At 52.2% G+C, this 22055-nt stretch carries 15 protein-coding genes; 12 read left to right on the top strand and 3 right to left on the bottom strand.

What is annotated here, in order from left to right:
- Positions 1-135: 135 nt before the first annotated feature.
- Positions 136-1209, bottom strand: coding sequence for a 23S rRNA (cytidine(2498)-2'-O)-methyltransferase RlmM (gene rlmM, locus BZ163_RS07880; protein ID WP_128870463.1), 1074 nt, complete (start codon positions 1207-1209; stop codon positions 136-138).
- Between the two features lie 208 nt (positions 1210-1417).
- On the opposite strand from rlmM, the gene acnA reads away from it, so the two are divergent.
- Positions 1418-4159, top strand: coding sequence for an aconitate hydratase AcnA (acnA, locus tag BZ163_RS07875; protein WP_128870462.1), 2742 nt, complete (start codon positions 1418-1420; stop codon positions 4157-4159).
- A 340-nt stretch (positions 4160-4499) separates the two neighbouring features.
- Here acnA and BZ163_RS07870 read toward each other — a convergent pair whose 3' ends face one another.
- Both BZ163_RS07870 and BZ163_RS07865 read right to left on the bottom strand, forming a co-directional pair.
- The gene (locus BZ163_RS07870) at positions 4500-5648 is read right to left on the bottom strand and encodes a hypothetical protein (RefSeq protein ID WP_128870461.1); all 1149 of its coding nucleotides are present in this window, start codon (positions 5646-5648) and stop codon (positions 4500-4502) included.
- Positions 5649-6065: 417 nt separating this feature from the next.
- Positions 6066-6437 carry a DUF6124 family protein gene (locus BZ163_RS07865; protein ID WP_128870460.1) on the bottom strand — a complete coding sequence of 124 codons (372 nt, stop codon included), beginning with the start codon at positions 6435-6437 and terminating at the stop codon, positions 6066-6068.
- 699 nt (positions 6438-7136) lie between these two features.
- Here BZ163_RS07865 and BZ163_RS07860 point away from each other — a divergent pair.
- The 11 genes from BZ163_RS07860 to BZ163_RS07810 all read left to right on the top strand — a co-directional run bounded on the left by BZ163_RS07860 (position 7137) and on the right by BZ163_RS07810 (position 22019).
- Complete coding sequence (locus tag BZ163_RS07860) at positions 7137-7925, top strand: CPBP family intramembrane glutamic endopeptidase (RefSeq protein WP_128870459.1); 789 nt, start codon at positions 7137-7139, stop codon at positions 7923-7925.
- 217 nt (positions 7926-8142) lie between these two features.
- On the top strand, positions 8143-8577 hold the full coding sequence (locus tag BZ163_RS07855) for a low molecular weight protein-tyrosine-phosphatase (protein ID WP_128870458.1): 435 nt from the start codon (positions 8143-8145) through the stop codon (positions 8575-8577).
- Positions 8578-8601: 24 nt separating this feature from the next.
- Positions 8602-10839 carry a polysaccharide biosynthesis tyrosine autokinase gene (locus BZ163_RS07850; protein ID WP_128870457.1) on the top strand — a complete coding sequence of 746 codons (2238 nt, stop codon included), beginning with the start codon at positions 8602-8604 and terminating at the stop codon, positions 10837-10839.
- Between the two features lie 55 nt (positions 10840-10894).
- On the top strand, positions 10895-11401 hold the full coding sequence (rfaH, locus tag BZ163_RS07845) for a transcription/translation regulatory transformer protein RfaH (protein WP_128870456.1): 507 nt from the start codon (positions 10895-10897) through the stop codon (positions 11399-11401).
- Positions 11402-12229: 828 nt separating this feature from the next.
- Positions 12230-13621 carry an undecaprenyl-phosphate glucose phosphotransferase gene (locus BZ163_RS07840; protein WP_371916794.1) on the top strand — a complete coding sequence of 464 codons (1392 nt, stop codon included), beginning with the start codon at positions 12230-12232 and terminating at the stop codon, positions 13619-13621.
- A gap of 360 nt (positions 13622-13981) precedes the next feature.
- Positions 13982-15223, top strand: a complete 1242-nt coding sequence (locus BZ163_RS07835) for a lipopolysaccharide biosynthesis protein (RefSeq protein ID WP_128870455.1) — start codon at positions 13982-13984, stop codon at positions 15221-15223.
- A 19-nt stretch (positions 15224-15242) separates the two neighbouring features.
- Complete coding sequence (locus tag BZ163_RS07830; RefSeq protein ID WP_128870454.1) at positions 15243-16883, top strand: cytidylyltransferase domain-containing protein; 1641 nt, start codon at positions 15243-15245, stop codon at positions 16881-16883.
- 7 nt (positions 16884-16890) lie between these two features.
- Positions 16891-17949 (top strand): N-acetylneuraminate synthase family protein, encoded by a 1059-nt coding sequence (locus BZ163_RS07825; protein WP_128870453.1) that lies wholly within the window; start codon positions 16891-16893, stop codon positions 17947-17949.
- 320 nt (positions 17950-18269) lie between these two features.
- The gene (locus tag BZ163_RS07820) at positions 18270-19112 is read left to right on the top strand and encodes a polysialyltransferase family glycosyltransferase (protein ID WP_128870452.1); all 843 of its coding nucleotides are present in this window, start codon (positions 18270-18272) and stop codon (positions 19110-19112) included.
- A gap of 211 nt (positions 19113-19323) precedes the next feature.
- Complete coding sequence (locus tag BZ163_RS07815; protein ID WP_128870451.1) at positions 19324-20712, top strand: hypothetical protein; 1389 nt, start codon at positions 19324-19326, stop codon at positions 20710-20712.
- A gap of 113 nt (positions 20713-20825) precedes the next feature.
- A complete protein-coding gene (locus tag BZ163_RS07810) occupies positions 20826-22019 on the top strand; it encodes a glycosyltransferase family 4 protein (RefSeq protein ID WP_128870450.1) in 1194 nt (397 codons plus the stop codon).
- The last annotated feature ends 36 nt before the right edge of the window (positions 22020-22055 follow it).

Raw genomic sequence — 22055 nt, 5'->3', positions numbered from 1 at the left:
GGAGCTGGCTTGCCAGCGAAGAGGCCAGCGACATTCAACATTGATGTCGACTGACCTGACGCCTTCGCTGGCAAGCCAGCTCCTACAGGGGGCCGTGTCGATCGCAGGACCCAGGCACGACGCCCGTTCCGTGTATCAGCGGGATTTCGGTTTCTTCACGTCCAGCCGCCGCAGGTGGCAGGTCACTTCTTCCCGGTCGTGATACAGCTGCTTGCAGCCAATCTCAACCCGAATCCCACGCTCCTTGAACCCGTCGGCAATCCGTTCCAACAAGCGCTTCACTTCCGCATACCGCTGTTTCATCGGCAACTTGAGGTTAACCACCGCTTCCCGGCAATGCCCCTCGCCAATCCACTCTTCCAGCATCGCCGCGTTGCGCGCCGGTTTCTCGACGATGTCGCAGACCATCCAGTCCACCGGCTGCCGCGGCTTGAAGGTAAAGCCGTCAGCCATCAAATGCTGCACCAGCCCGGTCTCCATCAGGCTCTCCGCCATCGGCCCATTGTCGATCGCGGTCACCAACATGCCCCGATTGACCAGCTGCCAAGTCCAGCCACCCGGCGCGGCGCCAAGGTCCACGCCGGTCATATCACTGTGCAGCCGCTCATCCCACTGATCCCGCGGAATAAAGTGGTGCCAAGCCTCTTCCAGCTTCAAAGTCGACCGGCTCGGTGCCTCACGCGGAAACTTCAGGCGCGGAATGCCCATCGGCCACATCGCCGAGTTATTCGACTCCGCCAACCCCATAAACACTTCACGCCCGCTTTTAAACGTCAGCAGCAACCGCGGTTTAGAAGGATCCTCCACCAACTTGCCAGCCGCCATCAGCGCCTTACGCAAATGCCCCTCAAACTTCTTGCAGAAGTTCGACAGCTCCTTGCCATCGTTGGTGTCGACCATCTCCAGCCACAGGCTGCCGCACAGCGGAAAGTCCGCCATGTGCGCAAGAATCACGCTGATACGGTCGGTTTCCGGCAGATCGATGAAAATCCCCCGAGCCCACTGCCGCGGAAAAATCAGCTCGGCAAACCGCTGACCGCGCATCAAACGCTCGGCGCCGTCTTCCTCGGTGCAGATAAATTCGGCGCAGGCGCTGGCGGTCTTGGCCTTGGCATAACCGGCCACGTTCAGCCGTGCGGCGTGTTCGGAAATCTCGGAACAGACTTCGCCTTCGAAGCCCGGCCGGCAATGCATAAAGAGGGTGTTCATTGAATCTCCTGGCAATCGGCAATGAATCGCTGCGCAACTTGCCCTGTAGCAAAGCCTGTCACGAAAACCGGCGCATGATAGCCGAGTTCGGAACCTTGGACTTGTCCATAGAGTCCAGTTATTAGCCAGCTACTGAAAACAGGGCTAGCTTTAATGCTCTGTCCGTCCCCTCAGTCCGTAGCCGTGCGGACTTCAAGGAGTGATCGCAATGCCGTCCCTCGATAGCCTGAACACCCTTAAAACCCTGCAAGTCGACGACAAGACCTACCACTATTTCAGCCTGCCCGAGGCCGCCAGGAGCCTCGGCGACCTGGACCAGCTGCCGATGTCGCTGAAAGTCCTGCTGGAAAACCTGCTGCGCTGGGAAGATGAAAAAACCGTCACCGGCGCCGACCTCAAGGCCATCGCCGCCTGGCTCAAGGAGCGGCGCAGCGATCGCGAAATCCAGTACCGCCCTGCCCGCGTGTTGATGCAAGACTTCACCGGCGTGCCCGCCGTGGTCGACCTGGCCGCCATGCGCGCCGCCATGGCCAAGGCCGGGGGCGACCCGCAGCGCATCAACCCATTGTCGCCGGTGGACCTGGTGATCGACCACTCGGTGATGGTCGACAAATTCGGCAGTGCCAGCGCCTTTGGCCAGAACGTCGACATCGAAATGCAGCGCAACGGTGAACGTTATGCGTTCCTGCGCTGGGGCCAGAGCGCCTTCGACAACTTCAGCGTAGTGCCACCGGGCACCGGCATCTGCCACCAGGTCAACCTGGAATACCTCGGGCGCACCGTCTGGACCAAGGACGAAGACGGCCGCACCTACGCCTTCCCCGACACCCTGGTCGGCACCGACTCCCACACCACCATGATCAACGGCCTCGGCGTACTCGGCTGGGGCGTCGGCGGGATCGAAGCGGAAGCGGCGATGCTCGGCCAACCGGTGTCGATGCTGATTCCGGAAGTGATCGGCTTCAAACTCACCGGCAAGCTCAAGGAAGGCATCACCGCCACCGACCTGGTGCTGACCGTCACCCAGATGCTGCGCAAAAAAGGCGTGGTCGGCAAATTCGTCGAGTTCTACGGCGACGGCCTCGCCGACCTGCCGCTGGCCGACCGCGCGACCATCGCCAACATGGCCCCGGAATACGGCGCCACCTGCGGCTTCTTCCCGGTGGATGACATCACCCTGGACTACCTGCGCCTCTCCGGCCGGCCGCTGGCCACGGTAAAACTGGTCGAGGCCTACAGCAAGGCCCAAGGCCTGTGGCGCCTGCCCGGCAAAGAACCGATCTTCACCGACAGCCTGGCCCTGGACATGGCCAGCGTCGAAGCCAGCCTCGCCGGGCCGAAACGCCCACAAGACCGCGTCTCCCTGCCCAACGTCCCGCAAGCCTTCAGCGACTTCACCGACCTGCAATTCAAACCCACCAGCAAAGAAGAAGGCCGCCTGGAAAGCGAAGGCGGCGGTGGCGTCGCCGTCGGTAACGCCGACCTGGCCGGCGAAGCGGACTACGACTACGAAGGCCAGACCTACCGCCTGAAAAACGGCGCCGTGGTCATCGCCGCCATCACCTCCTGCACCAACACCTCCAACCCGAGTGTGATGATGGCCGCCGGCCTGGTGGCGAAAAAAGCCGTGGAAAAAGGCCTCAAGCGCAAACCCTGGGTCAAGAGCTCACTGGCCCCCGGCTCCAAAGTGGTCACCGACTACTACAAGGCCGCCGGCCTGACCCAATACCTCGACGAACTCGGCTTCGCCCTGGTCGGTTACGGCTGCACCACCTGCATCGGCAACTCCGGCCCCTTGGCGGAACCGATCGAAAAAGCCATCCAGCAAGCCGACCTCACCGTCGCCTCGGTGCTCTCCGGCAACCGCAACTTCGAAGGCCGCGTGCACCCGCTGGTAAAAACCAACTGGCTGGCCTCCCCGCCCCTGGTCGTCGCCTATGCCCTGGCCGGTACAGTGCGAATGGACATCAGCAGCGAACCCCTGGGCACCGATAAAGACGGCAACCTGGTCTATCTGCGGGACATCTGGCCGAGCAGCAAGGAAATCGCCGACGCCGTGAACCAGGTCAACACCGCCATGTTCCACAAGGAATACGCCGAAGTCTTCGCCGGCGACGAACAATGGCAGGCGATCGAAGTGCCCCAGGCCGCGACCTACGTCTGGCAGGACGACTCGACCTACATCCAGCACCCACCGTTCTTCGACGACATCGGCGGCCCGCCCCCCGTGGTCAAGGACATCGCCGGCGCCCGGGTCCTCGCCCTGCTCGGCGACTCGGTCACCACCGACCACATCTCCCCGGCCGGCAACATCAAGGCCGACAGCCCCGCCGGCCACTACCTGCGCGACAAAGGCGTGGAACCGCGCGACTTCAACTCCTACGGCTCCCGTCGCGGCAACCACGAAGTGATGATGCGCGGCACCTTCGCCAACATCCGCATTCGCAACGAAATGCTCGGCGGCGAAGAAGGCGGCAACACGATCTACATCCCGACCGGCGAAAAAATCCCGATCTACGACGCCGCCATGCGCTACCAGGCCAGCGGCACCCCGCTGGTGGTCATCGCCGGCCAGGAATACGGCACCGGCTCCAGCCGCGACTGGGCCGCCAAAGGCACCAACCTGCTCGGCGTCAAAGCCGTCATCGCCGAAAGCTTCGAACGCATCCACCGCTCCAACCTGGTCGGCATGGGCGTACTGCCCCTGCAATTCAAACTCGACCAGAACCGCAAAAGCCTCAACCTCACCGGCAAAGAAACCCTCGACATCCTCGGCCTGACCGGCGCCGAACTGACACCGCGCATGAACCTGACCCTGGTCATCACCCGCCCCAACGGCCGCCAAGAAAAAATCGAAGTGCTGTGCCGGATCGACACCCTCAACGAGGTCGAATACTTCAAATCCGGAGGCATCCTGCACTACGTCCTACGCCAACTAATAGCCTCCTAACCCCACCAAACCGGGGTTGGTGCCCAACACCAACCCCACATCGGTTTCCTGGCCGTCCACACAATCCATGCCCCCCCCACAGCCCCCTGTAGGAGCTGGCTTGCCAGCGAAAGCAGTCTATCAACCAACAAAAATATCACCTGACACACCGCCATCACGACCAACCCCACGCCCCAAAAAAGCTTTATATGATGCCTCCAATCCAACATCCACCCCCAATACTGCAGGAGCGGACTTGCCCGCGATGGCGCCCTATCATCCCCGGAGTGCTCCTAAAGCTAAAGATTGTCGGTGAACTCCATAAGCGAAACCTGCCCCCAGCAGTGCTCCTGTGAAAGTTCTAAACCTTGGCAAAATCCATCCTGTACCCCGCCCCCGGCGCCCCCTCATGCAACGCCGACTGAATCCCCGCATACAACGCATTCGCCTCAGCCGCAGTAATCGATCGCGAACAATCCCGCAGCACAACCCGCAAAAGCACATTCTCCTGCCCCGGCAGCAGCCCAAGGCGTTCAACCGCCTGCACAGGTACTTCCGAGAACACCCAGCGCCCCTTGACCCGCATCTCCTCGATCCAGTCAGAACAGTCGCCTGCCGCATGCAGCATTCTCTCGGTCAACACTTCCTCACTCAGCCCAGGCGTGACCGCCAATGAAATGTCACGAGCAATCGAAGGCAAACGTGATACGGCGCTCCATGGTTTCAGATCATGCATCTGCGCCTGCACTCGCACATTCTGATCACGCAGCAAACGAATATCCGGGATGCCTTTGCGCAGCATGGTCAGGCGGTCCAGCCCCATACCAAGCGCCAGCCCTCCATGTTGCAACGGATTTATCTTCAGGCGCTGCAGTAAAGACGTCGCAATACGACCGCACTCCAGGACTTCGACAGGTGCGCCGTCATTCAACACATTCACTTCAATTCCGCCTTCGGTGTAGTGGTGCGGACTATTGCTGTAGACCCAGGGCTTGTCCGGGACAGCTGATTCAAGGATATCGCTGACCAGACGTAACAAGTGCTCATGCGTCGATAGCTCAGGATCACCGAGCACCCAGACGTCCATTTGATGCGGTTCCGCACAATGCCAGCGATCCCGACTATCGCGCCGAAACGTGATACCTGGCGCGGCCATCAGTATCATCTCCCCCGGTTGCCGTACTTCAGCCGCACGCTGCAGCGCCGCCGGAATTTGACTGGTGGTCTGCGTTCGCAACAGGGAGTGCTCATCGACCCACCGGGTGTGTTCACTGCCCAGGGTGATTTCTGTCGGGTCACAACCAAGCAAACCGTAATTTTCTTCAGCGGAGACAACGCGCGGTCCTGTCTGTATTTTTGCCTGGGGCCAGCCTTTTTCAACAAGCCCCAAGAGAACTTCATCCAGCAATAGCCGAATGGCGTGGTCGTGAGTGCTTTTCTCCGTGAAGTCTTGCAGTAACAGGGCTTGATGGACGGCTGTCTCTGTCAGATATTTCTTTGCTGTTTGCACTCACTAATCCTCTATTAACGGTTGAACCTTCAGATTCAAGAAAACCATCAATAAACTTAGCGAAATCCGATTACCAGTCATAGCCAAAACTTGGAAAGTGTTGAATTTTCGGAATAGGACTACAGACGTTACTTACATAAGTAACCCAAAAATACTCCAAACAACTTAAATAACTTGATGAGTTATAAAACACAGCCAAATCTGGCGGAAGCACAAATCAAGGAAAGGATTGGCGCAAGCTCCCCACAAGAATCGTCGCAGCAAACACCCAACCTGTGGCGAGGGAGCTTGCTCCCGCTGGGCTGCGTAGCAGCCCCAAAAAAGGTCGCCGAGCTTTCCCTGAAAAACCGCAGTCACCCTTTTGGAACCGCTTCACAACCCAGCAGAAGCAAACTCCCTAGCCACAGGTAGTCGTCGCTACTCGGAATGATCTATCCGATCCAACGCGCGATTCACCGCCAACTCGCCCAGCATGATGACTTGCGCAATACCCAGCAGGGAATTGCGGCTTGTCCCGTCCAGATGATCCGCCAGGTCCATGGCCATGACATTGGCCGACGCCAGGGATTCGCAAGCGTGGCCCAGCAGGGTTTCGACATCGACTTGCGGGTTGACGATGAACATGCTGTCGAGCTGCCTCGGGGTGGCTTTGATAACGGCGGTGTGGGCGGCAGGGTTGGCGTAGAAATCGAGGGCGCGTTTGACAACCTCGTCGTATTTTTCTGAATCGGGGGGCTCGTGCAGCGATGTCGGATCGGTGTCCGGCGGGTTGGGCGTTACTTTAAACATAGATGAAACTCCAGATAATAAAAGTGGAGCCATCACCCTCGCTACCAAACGTGGGTGGCGGCCATACGAAGGTTGGTAGACCGGTTACCTGGCAACCCGGCGCGCTCGAGAGCGCCCTACGCATGGCCACCATAAAACCGAGGCCTGAAAAGGCCTGCAAACGGTGGCGCTATGCGCCGGGTAACCGGGCTACCAAACCCGATCGCTGTTTTATAGCGACCGGAAAACGATAGAGCCCAGGCCCAAGACGCACAAGCCGGCGGATTCTGACGTAATCGTAGGTAATGGAGCAAGACGTTGTAGCCTGTGCGAAACAACCTACAGACCGTTTAAACACGCACTAGCAGAGGATGTTTAATACGCCGATTACGCGACAAAACATGAACTGCAGATACACACGGCCCCTGTAGGAGCAAGCTTGCTCGCGAAGACGCCCGCCCAGTCAATATGGATATCGCCTGACACACCGCCCCCCCCCACAAAGTTTATGTGCTGACCATAATCCCACATCCAACTTCAATACCTGTGGCGGTAGGCTTACCCGCGATAACATTGATATCGCTGACACACCGCTTTCGCGAGCAAGTCGAATCGTCGCACTGCCACTCCCACATGAATTGCGCTTAACTGACAGGCATTGGAGCTTTGCCCGATAGCCTCAATGCCCACCTGACACCAAGCCCCACCCAAGGAAGACCCATGCTCCGACTGCCCTGGCCCTACCTGACGCTACTCACCGCCGGCTACGTCCTAGCACTCACCCACGGCCAACTCTCCCTCCAGGCAGCCCTCCCCCTCACCCTGCTCCTGCTCGCCGGCATCGCCATCCAGCCACAAAACCACCCCTACGCCCGCTACCTCGGCCACACCCTATTCATCCTCCTCGCCCTGACCCTGGCCCTCCACTACCTGCCAGGCTTCCACAACGCCCAAGTCATCCCCCCACAACGCTTCAGCGAAAACGCCATCCCCTTCTCGATGTACCTGAACCTCGACAAACCCCTGATCGGCTTCTGGCTCATCCTCGCCTGCCCCTGGATCATCGCCCAACGCTCACTCACCCAAACCCTCAAAACCAGCGCCATCACCCTGAGCCTGACCGCCCTGCTCACCCTCGCCAGCGCCTGCCTGCTCGGCATCATCGAATGGTCCCCAAAATGGCCCGACGTCGCCCGACTCTGGCTCCTCAACAACCTCCTGCTGGTCACCCTGGTCGAAGAAGCCCTGTTCCGCGGCTATATACAAGGCGGCCTCACCCAGCGACTCAAACACCTGCCCTACGGCGAACACTTCGCCCTGCTAGGCGCAGCGCTACTGTTTGGCCTGGCCCACTGGGGCGCCGGCTGGCAATGGGTATTCCTGGCAACCCTGGCCGGTATCGGCTACGGCGTGGCCTACCGCTTCGGCGGATTGGCCGCCGCAGTCGCCACGCATTTCGGCTTGAATCTGCTGCACTTTGGCCTGTTCACCTACCCGATGCTGGCATAATAATATTGCCAACAAAAGCAAACACCCGTATGGCAGAAAGTAACAGCCAATCCTTGACCCTCCCCCCCTGCGCCTCTAAAGTGCACGCTTTTGAAATGGCCCCGGCAGCAGCAATGCACCGGAGAATGCCGTACTGTTGCGTTGGAAAGGAATTCCACCCCCTCCTTCCTGCTGCCTGTGCGGTCATCACACTCGATCTCGCAACCATCGCAGCCCTATGTTCAATAAAATCCTGGTCGTATGTGTCGGCAACATCTGCCGCAGCCCCACCGTCGAAGCCCTGCTTAAAAGCAGACTGGCCCATCGCGGCATCGACGTCAGTTCGGCGGGCCTCGGCGCGCTGGTAGACAAACCCATGGACAGCACCGCGCTGGAAGTACTGCGCGAACATGGCGGCGATCTCCCGGACCACAAAGGCCGGCAACTGACTCGCGAACATCTGCAACAAGCCGATGTGATACTCGCCATGGAAAAACGCCATGTGGATCGCATCGTCGAAATGGCTCCGGAAGTACGCGGCAAGACGTTCCTGCTGGGCAAGTGGCAGAACAATCAGGAAATCTCCGACCCCTACCGCCAGCAGAAAGTCGCCTTCGAACACGTCTACCAACTGATGACGCAAGGCGTCGACAGCTGGTCGCAAAAATTATAATCACCTCTTGTAAAAGTACCCCGCATGCCAAGCCAAAACAGCCTACCTATTCAGGAACACCGCGACGACGATGATGATGAGATCGATCTGCTCGCGCTACTCGGCACCTTGATCGATAGCAAGTGGATCATCATCGGCATCACGGCGTTATTTTGCGCAATCGGGGTTGCAGTTGCCCTGTTGTCCACGCCTATCTACCAGGCGAATGCACTCGTCCAGGTCGAAGAAAAGAAAGGCGGCATGTCCGCGCTAGGCGGCTTGGGTGAAATGAGCGAGATGTTCGGTGGCACCTCCCCGGCGGTGACCGAAATCGAATTGCTGAAATCCCGGGCAGTGCTGGGCAAGGCCGTGGAGAACCTCAAGCTCGATATAATCATAGAGCCTAACTACTTCCCTCTGATCGGCCACTTCCTGAGCCGGCGCTTTCAGCCAACCAGCCCAAACGAGCTGGCCTCTCCATTGCTTGGTTTGAACAGCTATACATGGGGCGGAGAAAAACTCGATATCTTTCAGCTGGAAGTGCCGGATGATTACTTGGGTAAAACGCTGACACTACGCGCGGAAGGCAATGGCGCTTTCACCCTGCTCAATGATGACGAAGAAGTCCTCATCAATGGCCAGGCTGGCGAAAAACTTGAGCAAAATGGTTTCAAGGTGCAGGTCGCTATCCTCAATGCCAATCCAGGCTCGTTGTTCAGCATCACCAAACAGCGTCGCCTCAATACCATTTTGCAGTACCAGGAAGACGTGTCGGCCGCCGAACGCGGCAAAGAATCCGGAATCATCGCACTGTCGCTAGAAAACGAAAATCCCGCACTGGCCAAGAAAGTGCTGGATGAAATCAACCGCCTCTATGTATTGCAAAATGTCCAGCGCAATTCCGCCGAGGCCGCGCAAAGCCTTGAGTTCCTGCGCACTCAGCTACCGGATGTACGCAAGCAGCTGGAGAAAGCCGAAGGCCAGCTCAATGCCTACCAGACCAGCGCCCGCTCAGTGGACATCACCATCGAAACCAAAGCCGTGCTCGATCAGATCGTAGCCCTGGAAACGCTGATCTCCGAGTTGAAGCTCAAGCAAGCGGAAATGGAGCACCGCTTTACCCGAGAGCACCCGGCCTATCAGGCTTTGATTACTCAGATGGGTCAACTTGACCAACAAAAACGCATACTGGAAAAGAAGGTCAAGAACCTGCCGGAAACCCAGCAGGAGCTGCTGCGCCTGGCTCGCGACATGCAAGTCACCACCGAGATCTACACCCAACTTCTGAACAAAACCCAGGAGCTGGACATTGTCCGCGCGGGCACTGTCGGCAATGTGCGTATCATCGATTCGGCTGATGCGAACATCGAGAAACCAGTCAAACCGAAAAAACAGCTGATCGTACTGATCATCACTCTTCTCGGCGGATTGATTGCCGTGGCTTATGTACTGGTCCGCAAAGCGTTGAACCGCGGCATCGAAGACCCGGACGCCATTGAACAGCTAGGCATCCCGGTTTACGCCTCGATCCCGCTCAGCAAGGGACAATCCCTGATTGAAAGCAATGCAAAGGGCAACGGCCGCACTAGTATTGGTTCTCTGCTGTTGGCGGTGAACAACCCCGCAGACCTCGCCGTGGAATCCTTGCGCAGCCTACGTACCAGCCTGCACTTCGCGACCCTGGAGGCCAAGAACAACATCCTGATGATCTCCGGCCCGAGTCCAGCCGTGGGCAAATCCTTCGTCTCGTGCAACCTGGCGGCCATCATCGCCCAGACCGGGCAGAAGGTGTTGCTGGTCGACGCCGACATGCGCAAGGGTTACCTGAACAAACTGTTCCGCAAAGACGTGAGCAACGGTTTGTCTGACCTGCTGGCCGGAAAAACCGACCTGAACACCGCGATCCACGCGACCGAGGTGGACAATCTGCACGTCATCTCCCGCGGACAGATTCCACCGAACCCGTCGGAATTGCTGATGCACAGCAACTTCACTCAGTTTCTGGAAAACGTCAGCAGCCAGTACGACTTGGTCATCATTGATACCCCACCGATCCTCGCGGTCACCGATGCCGCCCTGGTGGGTCGCCAGGCGGGGACTAGCCTGATCGTCACCCGTTTCGGCGTCAATGCCGCCAAGGAAATCCTGGTGACCAAGCGCCGCTTCGAGCAGAACGGCATTGTCGTCAAAGGCGCAATTTTCAACGCCGTGGAGCGCAAAGCGTCTGCCTATGGTTATGGCAACTACAGCTACTACCAGTACGAATACGCTTCGGACAAATAATAACGGAATATCAGGGCAGCGCCGCTGCCCTGATTGACCCATGAGAGCTCCCCGCATGCCACCCCAGCACCCGCCACCCCGCTGGTACCTGATCCAGTGCAAACCACGGCAAGACTCTCGCGCCGAGGAAAACCTGACGCGCCAAGCCTTCAAGTGCTACCGCCCCACCCATAACATCGAACGCCTCCAGCGTGGCCGCCGCACCACTTCGGTGGAGTCATTGTTCCCTGGCTACCTGTTCATCCAGCTCGACCAACTGAACGATAACTGGCACCCCATTCGATCAACTCGCGGTGTGAACCAATTGGTGACGTTCGGCAAACAGCCTATTGCTGTAGCAGACGAACTCATCGACCAACTCAAACAACGACTCAGCGAAAAACCGCAAGAATCCGTATCGTTTGAGCCCGGAGACCGCGTGCGAATCAACAGCGGCAGCTACAAAGAACTCGAGGCGATCTTCCTCTCCCGCGACGGCGCCGAACGTATCGTAATTCTCCTGCAACTCCTGCACCGCGAACACACGCTCAGCGTCCCAATCAGCGCCATAGAAAAAACCTGACCCCACATCCCGGACTCTAAAACAAAAACAATACACCCACATCAACCTTCCCCGTTACTTCCCGCCTCGCCGCCGCATCCGCCCCACCTGCAGGAACCGAGCTTGCTGGCGATAGCGATCGAGCCTACGCCACACCTCCGCCCCCCAAAAAAACTGACCTGCCTGTGACCCCCTCCAGCATTCCACGCAACGCAAACTCAATGGCCAACTGACATCACAATCGCACCACCTCCAACCAAAACCCGCATCTGTACCGCTTGAAACCTCAATTACCAATAAAAAGTCTCAGACTCCCCAGTCATTCCTCTCACTAAATCCGTGACCCACTGCTCAAAACACACAGTCCCGTATGTAGGATCTTTCAGTGGAGACTGTATTTGCCTTCACTTTTCCTACCAAATCAGTAAAATGCGCCGTCGGCTGAGAAAACAACTCATTTCGGCGGGATGCCATTGCACAGACCTCCTGTTGTGCAGCAGTCAAGGAAAGACTTATCTCCTCTGCGCGCTATTAACCGAGCAAAGACTCGGCCCTGCCTGATTGATCCTCTCTTCCAGAAAAATTGCCAGCGCTTGTGCATTCGGCTCACGTCGCACCCACGGCGCACGTTCTCAGGAAACCAACGGTGAATCCTGGGGCGGTAGCGTGCCCAAAACCTTGATATTGGCCAAGGCAAGTGCGTCCCCTGCCACGGATACGGGGAACGCCACGACAACGACCGGTTTGTGCCTCAGGCCCAAACAGTAACTCCAGCTGCATGGAGGTAATTCCTCCTCTCAGCGGGCACAGCCTGGACGGCTATGTCCATCCAACGCGAGGGACCTTATCTTGATACGCAAGCGCAGCACCACGATGCCAGCAGGCCGCAGCCTTACGTTCTGGGCCCAATGGCTGGCCGCAATCTCCGTACTCACCCTCCTGCTATGTGCATTGGCTGTGATGAAAACAGGGGAAGTCGATACCCAGTACCGCATGCTTAGCGCTTTCATGCTGCTGGGTTCGGTACCGGCTTATTCCATGATGCAGGTCTACCACAAGCATCATGGTTACGTGGTCGGGCTTGGCCGTCTGCTTGCCGGATGGTTAGTGTTGCTCTCGGGCTTGATGGTTATAGCCTTCATCACCAAGACCAGTGAACTGTTCTCCCGCGAAGTGATCCTGACGTGGATCTTCGCTGGTTTCGCACTGCAAGCGTGCCTGTACTTGCCATTGCATAATCTGGCCAGACGCTACCAGCAGAAACTTCAGTCGGCTCGCACGTCGCTGATCGTCGGCACGGGCGAGTTGGCCCTCGATCTTGCAGACAAACTAGCCCTGCAAAAAAACGAACCGTTGATAGGCCTGGTGGCGGCGGACGACCTGCCGTTACCAAGCGACAGCCTTTACCCTATTCTGGGCAGTCTCGCCCACTTGCGTGACCTTATCGCGACCCATCGCATTCGCCGGCTTTACATAGCATTGCCACTGACCGAAGCCGAAAAGATCGAGGAACTTTACATCGATTTGCTGGACTCCAGCGTCGACGTCATCTGGATTCCCGACCTGCGAAGCTTGATTCTGCTGAACCACTCGGTATCGGAAATCGAGGGACTCCCTGCGATCCACCTCAATGAAAGTCCGCTAACTTCCTACCCTACCGCGGCACTTTCCAAAGCCTTACTGGATCGCACGGTCGCGCTGATTGCCATCATCCTGCTAAGCCCCGTGCTGCTGGCCACTGCCCTCGCCGTGAAGATGTCATCGCCCGGTCCGGTGCTGTTTAAGCAAAAACGCCACGGCTGGAACGGCAAGATCATCAAGGTCTGGAAGTTTCGCTCCATGCGCATGCACGACGACCAGGAAGTCAAACAGGCCAGTCGTAACGACCCCCGTATTACCCGTGTCGGCCAATTCATCCGCCGCACTTCAATCGATGAATTGCCACAGCTGTTCAACGCACTGCAAGGTCGTATGTCGCTGGTTGGCCCTCGCCCTCACGCCATGGCTCACAACGACTACTACACAGGCAAGATCGACGCCTATATGGCCCGACACCGAATCAAGCCCGGAATTACTGGACTGGCGCAAATTAGTGGATGTCGTGGCGAGACAGAAACCATCGAAAAAATGGAAAAGCGGGTAGAACTCGACCTGACATACATCAACAACTGGTCGTTGTGGCTAGATATCAAGATTTTGATCAAAACGCCCTTTACACTCCTTTCCAAGGACATCTACTGAAACAGACCGCCGCGAACAAATAAATCTGCAGACGATTCATAGAGCCTCAACTCCCAAACGAATTTGTGAAAAAGCTAGGCTACCCTAGTCAATTCCGATGGCGAGACATTCAATGCAAGTGCAGACATACTCAGCATCGACGACTACTCTATCGTGCAGGTCAGAGTGAGCTGGAGAGTTTCGCAACACAAATCGACTATTGACTTGGTGTAATTCAACTTGCACATGGTTGACATATTGAAAGCACAAACTGAAATGCGCTATATGCTTCAACACATCAAAATGGATAAAGCTCTCCTCATCAGAGATCAATGTTAAAGCATAATCACATGCATCACTCACGATACAGGCTAACAATAGATGTACACGCCCCACATCACCCGTCTGAGTAATATAGCCCTTCGAGCAGCAACCTTAGCCAGCAAATTTTTGCTCGTTTTTGTTCTTGCACGATACCTAGAACCTGAAGAGCTTGGGCTATATGGCCTAATTACCGCGACTATTAGCTACGCACTTTTTCTTGTCGGGCTAGATTTTTACATTTACACGACTCGTGAAATCGCAAGTAAACCAAAATCCGAGTGGGGATTGATACTCAAGAGCCAACTAGCACTATACTTAGTACTTTACGCAATATTCTCACCAATTCTATTGCTACTTTTCACCGAAAACATATTACCGTGGCACACACTACACTGGTTTATCCCCTTACTTATATTTGAACATATAAGCCAAGAACTAAACAGATTGCTAGTTGCAATATCAAAACCAATTGAAGCCAGTATAGTTTTATTCCTGCGAATGGGGGCCTGGGCCTTATCCATTGTACTAATAATGTACCTGAGTCCAGACTTTCGTTCGTTAAATTATACGCTTATGTTCTGGACAGCAGGCTCATTTATAGCATGCAGCACTGGTGTTCTCTATGTCGTAAAAACAGGAGCTGGAGGCTGGAGCAAACCAGTAGCTTGGCAGTGGCTAATATCTGGAATAAAAATAGCTATTCCCTTCCTGATTGCAACGCTTGCATTACGAGGAATTTTCACCCTAGACCGCTACCTGGTAGAGCACCTAGTCGGACTTAACATTCTAGGTGCTTACGTACTGTTTTTCGGACTTGCTAACGCTCTCATGTCTTTTCTAGACTCTGGGGTATTTACGTTCATCTATCCAAAGCTGATAGCAGCTCATGCACAAAACAAGCCCGAAGAATTCAATACCGAGATGCGGAAACTAATAAAACAAACAATAGCGGTAAGCCTAATTTTCTCTGCGACCTCCATGTTTATGATAGAGCCTATTCTAGATTGGATCGACAAACCTTTATACCATGAACAAATAATGCTTTATCCATGGATCATGCTTGCGGTACTTATATTTTGCATATCCATGATCCCTCACTATGGTCTTTACGCCAAAGGAAAAGACAGACAAATAATCATTAGCCACATCTGCGGATTTATTGTTTTTTCAGGATCCACACCGCTATATCTCGGCATATCAAGGGAATTGGCCGTGCCATTTGGGCTATGCACCGCATTTTCCCTAGTATTTCTAATAAAATTTATATCGTACCGAAAACTAATCAAAGCTACAAACTAACTACAACGTGGATATCAAAATGAAAGTACTAGCGGTTATTCCTGCCAGAGGTGGATCGAAAGGAATTCCACGAAAAAGCATTAGACCTTTGGCAGGAAAGCCAATGATCTATTACGCAATTCAAGCATGTAAAAATGCAATTGGCATTGACCGAGTAATCGTCACTACAGACGACGACGAAATTGCACTCCTCTCTGAGCGCTTCGGCGCAAACATAATTATGCGGCCGCAATCACTTGCAATCGACAGCGCAACTCTTGATCCTGTTATTGCTCATGCGACTGAAGCAGCCGAAAAAAAATACAATGAACACTATGACATTATCATAACAGTACAACCGACCTCGCCGCTTGTACTACCCATTGATTTGGAACATGCACTCGATTTTTTTAGAAACACATCAGTAGATACAGTTCTCTCGGTAGTCGATGATCGCCACCTGTGCTGGACTATAAATGAAGGCAAGCCCCAGCCGACATACACCGCTAGAGTCAATCGTCAACAACTACCAAAAAACTACCGGGAAACCGGCGCAGTTATCGGGTGCACCAGAAATCAGTTAAAAAGCGGCTCAAGAATAGGTAACAACACTTCTTTGCTGGAGATACCTCAAAGAAGAAGCTTTGATATTGATACTTTTGAAGATCTCTATTTATGCGAAAGCATACTAAAAAGAAAGCGAGTTGTGTTTTCGGTAGTCGGATACCCTGAAGTAGGCCTAGGACATGCGTATCGCGCAACAATGCTTGCGCACGAACTCGTAAACTACGATCTTTATTTCGTATGCGAAAACAAAAGCAAATTAGCTGGCGAACACATCAGTAAACACAACTACAATGTACATTATTCCCCCGACGGAAAGCTATTTGAAACTATCAAAGGTCTAGCTCCCGACTTAGTGATCAATGACATCCTAGACACATCCGAAGAATATATAAAGAATCTGAAATCCACTGGTTGCAGAGTTGTAAACTTTGAAGATCTCGGCGCTGGATACCCATATGCAGACCTTGTTATTAACGCACTCTACCCTGGATCATTACCAGTGCCGCACGCCTTAGTTGGCCCTGAATTCTTTTGCTTGCGCGATGAGTTTCTTTACACTCCAGAACCTTTGAACAAACAAAGCGTAGATCGAATCCTCATTACATTTGGCGGAGTTGATGAAGGCAATTTAACAGCTCGCATAACAAATTTGATCGCACCAATTTGTATAGAAAAAAATATAGCTCTAGATATCGTAACTGGCCCTGGTTACAGTCATCAAAGCGAGCTTTCTGAAGTAATTAGCACCCACTCTGACGCCAATATCACTCTAGCCTCAAGTACGTCTCGAATTTCAGACTTCATGTACAAAGCTGACGTTGCGATTACTTCAGGTGGACGCACGGTACTCGAGCTAGCTTCACTTCTTGTTCCTACAATAGTTATTTGCCAAAACGAAAGAGAGACAACACATAGTTTCGCATCAGAAGAGAATGGCATTATAAATCTAGGCTACCGCCTCGACACCTCCGATGTAGATATAGTTCGAAATATTCGCACTTTAGTCGAAAACGATATTGCACGATTACATATGATTTCAAAGCTGCGAGCTCTCGACTTGAGTCAAGGAAAGAAACGAGTAATCTCCCAAATCACCTCCTTAATAAAAGAGTAGTTCTAAAATGCAGAATAAGCACTTCACAATTGGCAAACACATAATTTGCAATCCACTTCAACCATATGTGATAGCTGAAATCGGCGTAAACCATAGTGGAGATATGGAGCTAGCAAAGCGACTCATCAAAGAGGCCAAGGAAGGTGGAGCTCATGCAGCCAAATTTCAGTCTTACAAAGCTGAGAAAATTGCCTCTAGACATAGTCCTGCTTACTGGGACACAACCAAAGAGTCAACCGAAAGCCAATACAAGCTATTTCAGATGTACGACAGCTTTGAACCTGAAGATTACGCAGAGCTTGCAAGATACTGCAAAGAACTTGACATCGATTTTTTATCAACGCCCTTTGATCTCGAAGCAGTAGATTTTTTAAACCCTTTAATGCCACTTTTCAAAATTGCTTCTGCAGACATCACAAATATCCCACTGATCCGGAAGTGCGCAAAAACCGGAAAACCTCTGATAATGTCGACAGGTGCTTCAACATTGGCAGAAATTGAGCATGCCATTAATGTCGCTAGAGAAGCAGGGGCAAAAAATATAGCACTGCTTCACTGCGTACTAAACTATCCTACCCCCAAAGAAAATGCCCAACTTGGAATGATCAAAGTACTTAGCCGAACATTTCCAGACTGTCTAATAGGCTACTCCGACCATGTCGTTCCTGACGAGACTATTAGCGCACTAGAAGCAAGCGTACTGCTTGGCGCTTGCATATTAGAAAAACACTTTACCCATGACAAAGCTCTGCCAGGCAATGACCATTATCACGCCATGGATAAGCACGACCTTAGGCGTTTCATGGAAAAAGTAGAGTCTTATAGAACCTTAATCTCCGGGGAAAGTAAAAATCTAGAGAAGGAACAGTCTGCCCGTCTGCATGCAAGACGTAGTATTGTTGCAGCCCGTAATATAAAAGCAGGTGAAAAGCTATCAGAAGAAAATTTAATTGCCAAGCGTCCAGGCCATGGCATTAGCCCTACGCATTGGGATGAAGTTATTGGCAAAAATGTCATATGCGACATAGAAACTGACACGCTAATTTCATGGAGCAATATCGAATAAAAAACCCCCAACACATTAACTTTCAATGTGGCTGTGAATTCACAGCCACATTTACCAACCAGCCCCTTACGAATAAACTCTTCATAAAATATAGCAGCCAGCATCAGACCAGATGCTTAATTCTGCACCTAACCATGTGAAAAACCTCGAACAAAATCCGTTTCAAACATTGCCACAGCACAGCACCAACGCACCAATCTCAAAGTAGAGATCTCTATTCAATCAAGCACCGCGCGCTTACTTTAAGCAGCACTCACATAAAACACTATTACCTAATGAATATTTTTATTTGCACAAAACCACTTCAAATCATGGTCTGCATGATTTTAAACAAGAAAAACTTATGCGATTATTTATATTTGGTGGATAGCTTTAACGGCTCACAAGAAATCGCAGCAACCGTACAACTAGAAAAGGCATTTAAAAAAACAATATTATTCAAAACAAGAGATGATGCGCTTCGTGCTGCCGCCGATGAAAACCCTAAGAGGGTTTTTATTGATAGCGATGTGGGTCTGAAGCTTTTTATCAATCTTCTCAAGCTTAAAATAAAATCACCAAAAACAGAGATTCATGTGTATGAAGAAGGGATAGGGACTTATCGAACAGATCTGATACCTAATAAGTTAAAGAATCTAGTTTTTACCGCCCTTGGGGTGGGCTGCTATTTCGGAGGTGCATCCCTTACCAAGAAGATCCACATATTCAACCCTTCTCTTTATAAAAAAAACATCCCATTTCTATCGAAGAAGATAGAAAAAATAGAAGACGATTTCTCATTCTGGATATCAAGTAATAAAGACAGTTTGATTGAGGTTTTTAGCCCAGGTTTTAAAGTCGAAAATCTTGAAAGCTTAGATCTGGCAAGAGTATATTTGTCGGACTGGGAAATGGATGTAGAGTTTATAGCGAAGCTCGCTAAATTAGGTAGAGTATTCGTAAAACCTCATCCGCACATCAAAAGAATAGCACTCGACGAGATAACAACAAACAACAACATCGAATTGGTGCCAGGCGCGCTCCCCGCCGAGCTACTTATGATTTTACTTGCGGACAAGTTTCAAAATGTCAAGATTTATCACAAGAACTCAAGCTGTATGAACTACATTTCCAGCGAGAGAATAGAAGGGATAGCCCATAACAAAAACACAAGCTTATCCTAACACGAACTTATGTAAAATCTGAGGTATAGTTATCCATAAATAAAAAGCTCGCCACCAACTGCTTATTGCAAACTCACAGAGTTCGTCTCAGAGCATGCTGCCGCAAGCTGAGCGCAACACTTGGACTTTCGGTATGGTGCTGCCATGTTATGCCGCGTACTCAGCGTTGAATAACGCTATAATATTTCCATAGAGTAGAAGTTAGATCACAATGAGTAGAATTGGCTATAAACCCATAGATTTGGTCACGCTATCAATCTCGCTCGGCATTGCTTTTATTCCTCTTTGCTTAGTTTGGACGTCAATAGAGATGTCTTTAGTGTTATCATTTTTTTCGGTAAGCGGCCTGATAGCTGCGGTGCTCCCTCGGTATATCGCAAAAAATAATGCTTTGATAATATCCGCACTTGTTTTTTTTACTCTGTTTTTCGTTGTTGCGCCTGTAGTGCAGTTAGCGTACTCTCCTAGCGTCTTGGTCAATACAATGCTGCTTGACGCGGAAACTGCAAGCTATGCAAACTTATACGTAGCGTTCTTTTTGCTGGTGTTTATTATAAGTACCGAATTTTTTCTGAAAAAGGTTCGCTGCCAGCCCATTACGATAGCTACATCAAACGACAAAATATCAATAAGTGCATTAGTCCTCGTGTCGGCGTGTATTTCTATATACGCTTTTTTAGATATGTCAGCATCATCCGCACTGATCCAGACAGAGACAGACCCGACTAGTCAAGCACTAAAATATAAAATTATTTACTTTATTCCATTTTTCGCAATTTCTATTTTGTTGCAGACCAACCTTAAGAGCAGTAAGAAATTAATTGTCTTTGTGATTCTCTTGTTATGTGTTTTTGCAACAAAGAATTATTTGACAGAACGGCGGAATGCGATCGGCCCCGTTTACCTTTCGATAATAGCGTTGGCGTTCCCAGTAATCGTCAGGAAGGGGAGATTGTTTTTTTATTTTATACTGTCCGTTATGGTAGTTGCCTTTCCTGCCTCATCACTACTCACTCACGCTAAACGTGGAGAGGAAATTTCCTTATCCTATTCGGCAGTGACTGATGCAATATTAAAGCACTTCCTTGAATTGCATTATGATGCGTGGGCAAATTTTGTCGCAACTATAGAAATGGTCAACAAATCCGGACATACCATGGGAGGGCAACTAATAGGTAGTGTTTTCTTTTTCATTCCCAGGTCATTATGGGAGAGTAAACCCTACCCCACTGGCGTTATGATTGGCGATTATCTTTCAGGAAAATATCAAATGTGGTTCAACAATCTTTCGGCTCCTATTGTAGCAGAGGGATACCTTGACTTCGGCGCAATCGGTATAGTTTTTTTTGCAATAGCAACGTCATATTTTTGTATAAAGATTAAAGCATTATCGCTAACCGGAAATTATTTGCACTTTACTCTGTACGTGTATGCTTCGTTCTTCTTGTTTTTTATTCTTAGAGGAGCCTTACTTCCAGCAACTGTTTATTTTTTTGGTGCCGTAGCGACAATTTATTTAGTACCTATCTTTATGCGCCGATATCGTTTTAATTATAAGTCTGCACACTTGCTAGCGGGCTTTACTCGAAAACACAAATGAGTGGAGAAGGTGTGCCTGCGTTGATTTGTGACCAAAACAAACTTTTTCTGGTTAAACTATTCAATCGAGCAGCTTATTTTACTCGCAATATTTGAAATTCAAGGAGCATCCATTTGCGCTTAGTTCTTGCTCATAACATCTACGGCTCTGCATCTCCATCCGGCGAAAATCAAGTTTTCCAAACGGAAAAACAACTCCTTCTCAATTATGGGCACGAGCTGCAATTTTTCACTCGTGAAAACGATGAACTTCACGCCAGAGGCGCTTTGGGCGTGGTAGCGGGGGCACTGGCCACCCCCTGGAACCCTTGGATGGCAAAAGCCATTCTAAAACAGGTGAAGGAATTCAAACCGGATGTAGTCCATGTCCATAATACTTTTCCGCTAATTTCCCCATCGATCTTTCATTCTATTGGCAGCCGCGCAGCCCGTGTTCTGACTCTGCACAATTACCGTCTTTTCTGCCCTGCCGCGATACCCATGCGCGATGGCAAGGTTTGCATCGATTGCTTCGACAAGCGCTCGCCCATGCCTGCCATGATCCATGGCTGCTACCGCGGCAGTCGTGCAGCGACGCTGCCACTAGCTTTAAACGTGGGTATACATCGGGCTTTGGGTACCTGGACGCATCAGGTAGATGCATTTATCTGCCTTTCCGAGTTCCAGCGCGAGTTGATGATCGAAGCCGGGCTGCCACGGGATAAGGTGCATGTCAAACCCAATTTCTATCCCGGTAATCCGGCGATTGTTGCCTGGCCCGACCGTAAACCCTATATCGTGTTTGCTGGGCGCCTGACCCCGGAAAAGGGTGTTATCAGCCTCTTGCGTGCCTGGCAGGCTTGGGGCACTGCGGCTCCTGAACTGCGTCTGGTGGGTGATGGGGAACTGCGACCGGAACTTGAGCGCATGGCGGCTGGTTTGCCTGTTCGCTTTCTGGGCCACGTCACGGCAGATGAGGCGCAAAGGCAGATAGCTAACGCTCGTTTACAAGTTCTGCCTTCGGAGTGGTTTGAAGGTTTCCCGATGGTTGTTCGTGAGGCATTTGCTTTCGGTACACCAGCCTCGGTCTCCGACCTAGGCCCCTTGCCCTCAATCGTACAGCATGGCAAAAGCGGTGTCGTCTTCCAGCCTGCCAACCCGCAGTCCCTGTTGCAAGAAATTCGCGCTGCTTGGGAAACGCCAGGGCTATTGGAAAAACTGGGCCGAGGTGCGCGAGCCGAGTTCGAAAACAAATACACTGAGGAAGCCAATTACGCCTCTTTGATGGAGATTTACCAGCAAGCGATAAAAGTCTCACGCAATAAATAAGCAGGGTGCCTGTGATCCGCTCGCTAGACCTTTGCC

Source organism: Pseudomonas sp. VI4.1 (assembly GCF_002029345.1).
Lineage (GTDB): Bacteria > Pseudomonadota > Gammaproteobacteria > Pseudomonadales > Pseudomonadaceae > Aquipseudomonas.
The sequence above is the reverse complement of the archived record's forward strand: the minus strand, read 5'-3'. Positions and strand labels throughout refer to the sequence as shown.